At 65.3% G+C, this 3,131-nt stretch carries 4 protein-coding genes; 2 read left to right on the forward strand and 2 right to left on the reverse strand.

The features are described from left to right. Positions 1-54 precede the first annotated feature (54 nt). Positions 55-468 carry a succinate dehydrogenase gene (locus ACE3UY_RS13005; protein ID WP_374687939.1) on the reverse strand — a complete coding sequence of 138 codons (414 nt, stop codon included), beginning with the start codon at positions 466-468 and terminating at the stop codon, positions 55-57. Positions 469-576: 108 nt separating this feature from the next. Beyond that, a complete protein-coding gene (gene sdhC, locus ACE3UY_RS13010; protein WP_374687940.1) occupies positions 577-1,041 on the reverse strand; it encodes a succinate dehydrogenase, cytochrome b556 subunit in 465 nt (154 codons plus the stop codon). Between the two features lie 229 nt (positions 1,042-1,270). Between sdhC and ACE3UY_RS13015 the strand changes: the two genes are divergently transcribed. Both ACE3UY_RS13015 and ACE3UY_RS13020 read left to right on the forward strand, forming a co-directional pair. Then, positions 1,271-2,089 (forward strand): SDR family oxidoreductase, encoded by an 819-nt coding sequence (locus tag ACE3UY_RS13015; RefSeq protein WP_374687941.1) that lies wholly within the window; start codon positions 1,271-1,273, stop codon positions 2,087-2,089. Continuing rightward, positions 2,089-3,131: RNB domain-containing ribonuclease (locus ACE3UY_RS13020; RefSeq protein WP_374687942.1), on the forward strand; the 1,043-nt coding region annotated here is incomplete at its 3' end. The genes ACE3UY_RS13015 and ACE3UY_RS13020, both read left to right, overlap by 1 nt.

The raw sequence follows: 3,131 nt of genomic DNA on the forward strand, positions 1-3,131 counted from the left end.
CCCAGCTGAGCCCAGCGTCTTCACAATTCCTAATGCCTACTTCTTAATTCCTAATTACCCCGGAATCATGGCCGGGTCGAAGAGGATGATGGCGATGGTAGCCCAGATGACGGTGGCCACGACGAAGAGGCCGAGCAGGATAGCGATAATGCGCCGCGCGCCGTCGCCATGGACGTAGTCGCTCAGCACGTTGAACAGGCCGCGCACGCCGTGGGGAATCGCCATCCACAGCAGGGCGATGTCGAACGCCTTCCAGCCCCACGCGCTCCACTGCTGGGCAACGAAGCTCAGCGACAGGTTGGCCGAGCTATTCAGGATGTGCTGGATGACCATGTGGCCCACGGCCAGGATGAGCATCGCCACGCCCGACAGGCGCATGAACAGCCACAGGTAGCGCTCCCAGCTGCGCTCAATCTTGATCCGGCGGACGGTGATCTTGTCCGGCATTTTGGAAGAGATCGCTGCCATTTTGATGACTCCTTAGGAAGCATCCACATACCAGTTGTTAGTTGATAGTTGTTAGTTGTTAGTGACTGACGACTCACAACTATCAACTAACAACTATCAACTACTCTCTTATCGCACATATTGGGCGAACTCGCTGAAGGCCGGGATGCGCAGGCAGCTATCGCCCGCGGCGGCCAACTCCGAGCAGTGATTCCACATGCCGCTCAGCATCAGAATAGCCGCCGGGATGAAGGCCAGAAAGAACAGCCCCCAGGTGATGAGCGAGCTGGTGCGCTGGTGACGCCACCACTCCGGCTTGAAGTCGAGGATGCTGATGCGGATGCCATTGAAGGCGTGGTAGAGCACGGCGGCCATTACTCCCACCTCGCCCAACCCGAAGAGCGGGTTCTTGAACAGGGCCAGCGACCAGGCGTACGCTTGCGGCCAGAAGAAGGCGTTGGCGGTGTCCCAGGTGTGGATGACGAGGAAAAAGAGGATGGCCAGACCGGAGAGGCGGTGGGCAAGCCAGCTGATCTGACCGGAGCGCCCACGATAACGGATGCTTTCTCGTACGGTTAGGATCAGAGAGGACATAGATGAGTTTCTCCGTGGGTGAGTGACAGACTACGGGGATGAGTATAGCATGATTCGTGTGGAGACCCACAAGTGGTAAAAGAGCGGGGGAGCAGGGGAGCAGAGGAGCGGGGGTGAAAAAGACAACTGAACGACGCTCCTTTCTCCCCTGCTCCCCCGCTCCCCAAGAGTGCGTTCCACTAACGTCCTGCTATAATGTCCGGCATCACCGAGAGAGGGCAAACAAACGATGACCACATTCCAGGGCAAGAACGTACTGATCACCGGCTGCGCCACGGGCATCGGCCGGCTGATGGCGCAGAAAGCGGCGGCGCGCGGGGCCAAGGTCATCATGTGGGACATCAACATGGCCGGGCTGGAGGAGTTGAGCGACCAGTTAGAGCGCTGGGGCCACCGCGCCGCGGCCTACCAGCAGTGCGACCTGAGCGACCGGGAGGAGATTCAGGACACCGCCCGCCGCGTTCTGGCCGAGCAGGGGCCGGTGGATATCCTCATCAACAACGCCGGCATCGTCTCCGGCAAGCCCTTGCTGGAACTGAGCGACGAGGCCATCGAGCGCACCTTCGACATCAACACCCTGGCCCTCTTCTGGACAACGCGCTGCTTTCTGCCGGGTATGGTCCAGAAGGGCGCGGGCCACATCGTCACCATCGCCTCGGCCGGCGGGCTGATCGGCGTGCCCAAGATGACCGACTACAGCGCCAGCAAGTTCGCCGCCGTCGGCTTCGACGAGTCGCTGCGCGTCGAGTTGCACCGGCTGGGCCACCGCCACATCCGCACCACCGTCGTCTGCCCCTACTTCATCAGCACCGGCATGTTCAAGGGCGTCAAGACGCGCTTCCCTTTCCTGCTGCCCATCATGGAGCCGGATGAGGTGGCCTCGAAGATCGTCGGCGCGGTGGAGAAAAATCAGGCGCGGCTGATCATGCCCCCGTTTGTGCTGGCGCTCTACCCCACGCGCCTGCTGCCGACGGGCCTCTTCGATAAGGTCGTCACCTTCTTTGGCATCAACCACACCATGGACGAGTTCAAGGGGCGCGGCGGCTGATGACCGCGCCCCGGCCGGACAGTCTCGTGCTCTACAAGGGCCAGCCGGCCGTCGTCCGGCAGGTGGCCGACAAGAAGCTGATCATTGAGTTGCCCGACGGGGAGCGGGTCAGCGTCCGGCCGAAGGACGTGGCCCTGCTCCACCCCGGCCCGCTGGCCGGCCCGCGGTCGCTGCCGCCGGCGGCTGGCGACCCGGTGACGGCCTGGGAGCTACTCGACGGCGGCCAGACGACCCTGCCCGAACTGGCCGAACTGGCCTTCGGCGCTTACACCCCGGCCACCGCCTGGGCCGCCTGGCAACTGGTGGCCGATGGCCTCTACTTCACTGGCGCGCCGGAGGCCGTCACCGCCCACTCCCCCGCCAGGGTGGCCGAAATCATGGCGGCGCGGGAGTCCAAGGCGGCCGAGGAGCGGGCCTGGGCGGCGTTCGTGGCTCGCGCGGCGTCCGGCCAACTGGCCCCGGAAGACGGGCGCTATCTGGCCGACGTGGTGGCCCTGGCGCTGGGGCGGAACGAGGGCAGCCGCGTGCTGCGCCAACTGGACAAGCCCCAGACCCGCGAGGCGGCCCACGCCTTCCTGCTGGCCGCCGGCCACTGGACGCCGGCCAACAACCCCTACCCCACCCGCTTCAACGTGCCCACCGACCGGCCCGCCGTTCCCGTGGGGCCGCTGCCCGATGAGCCGCGCCGCGACCTGACCCACCTGCTGGCCCTGGCGATCGATGACGCGGGCAGCGATGACCCCGACGACGCCCTCAGCCTGGACGGCGACCGCCTGTGGGTGCACGTGGCCGACGCCGCCGCGCTGGCCCCGCCCGGCTCGCCGGCCGACATCGAGGCGCGCAACCGGGCGGCCAACCTCTACCTGCCGGAAGGCACAGTGCGCATGCTGCCGGAGGAGATGACGGAGCGGCTGGCCCTAGGGCGGCAGCCAGTGTCGCCGGCGCTGTCGCTGGCCCTGGCGATTCGCCCTGACGACGCGGTAGAACTGCTGGAGATAACGCTCAGTTGGATTCGCGTCACCCGCACCACCTACGAGGCGGC

The sequence above is a fragment of the Promineifilum sp. (SeqCode) genome (assembly GCF_041918635.1).
Taxonomy (GTDB): domain Bacteria; phylum Chloroflexota; class Anaerolineae; order Promineifilales; family Promineifilaceae; genus Promineifilum.